Raw genomic sequence first — 1,204 nt, forward strand, 5'->3', positions numbered from 1 at the left:
CCAGCATTGGTTACGACCGCATAGCCGTCTCCAATTTCATTGGCCGCAAAGATGCGTCCCGCCGCAGCAACCAATGAACCTGTTGCTGAAAGTGCAACCTGATCGTTGTCGCCAAATCGGTTATAGCGTCCCGTCAGGTAAGCTGCTCGGGCACGGTAAGAGGCATAAATCGATGCATTGTTTTCTTTTGCATCCTGATCTCGCTCAACATAGCCACCCCAGCCAAATGAACCAATTTGTGGTTCTGACAAACCGAATATTTCTTGGCGATACCGTAGGTTACCGCTGTCACTAGATACACTCGTGATCGCATTCACTTTACTGGACGGGGTATATCTCAGCGCAAAGTAAACTCCATAGTCCTTATGGTTTTCATAATCTTTATAAGCAGATGCATAAAAACCCCAGTTCTTGTCCAGACTTCCACTTAAATTGGTAGACAGTAACTTGTAAGAGTTGTCACTATATTTAATCTGGTTATAGCCCAGATAAACCCCATAACCTGCATAAAAGTTATAGTTAATCCCTGCTCTAAAAATCTCATCTGCCAGTGCGCTGTAGTTCAGGTAGTTCTGTGACTCGGCATTGATCTGGTTATCTTTTAAATATCTCACTTGAGATACACGGGCTAGGTCAAAATAGTTATCAAATACTTTGCGGTAACTGGTGTTAAATGAAATGTTCTTACTGATGCGCCCTTCCAAACCCAGCAAGGTAGAGTAACCTTTTTCATCTTTATACTGGCTTGCTGCAATGTCGGCATTGATCACGCCAATACCCAAAACATTCTTGGCAAATCCTGTGCCGAGGTTCGACAGGCCATCTGTTGAAGCCTCTGCGCCACCGCTTAAGGTCAGTGAGTTACTGTAGCCGTATCGGATCGCACCTGAGACAAAGGTGGCATCATCATAATCGTTTGAATAGAGTCCATAGTTGTAGCGTGGAATACCGACATCTACTGAAAACTCATTTATGCCTTTTGCCAGAATCTTGGATGAAAAATAGTACGGCTTTTTGGTAATGCTCTGCTGTCCCGTTGCATCGGTAGTCACAAGGGTGACTTCATTTCCTGAAATAAATGGAAGCTGTTTAATATCAAAGGGACCAGATGGCACTAGACCTGAATAAATCTTTTGCTGGTTGACGTATAAATCCAGTGTTGAAGGCAATGCTGCCGAGCCGGAGAATTGTGGGAGTGCCGAGG

1 protein-coding gene is annotated in these 1,204 nt (G+C 44.4%); it reads right to left on the reverse strand.

Annotated elements, in window-relative coordinates:
* A partial coding sequence (locus J580_RS22715) for a fimbria/pilus outer membrane usher protein (protein WP_032006086.1) occupies positions 1-1,204 on the reverse strand: 1,204 nt, incomplete at both ends.

Origin of the sequence: Acinetobacter sp. 1542444, assembly GCF_000581835.1 — a bacterium.
Classification (GTDB): domain Bacteria; phylum Pseudomonadota; class Gammaproteobacteria; order Pseudomonadales; family Moraxellaceae; genus Acinetobacter; species Acinetobacter pittii.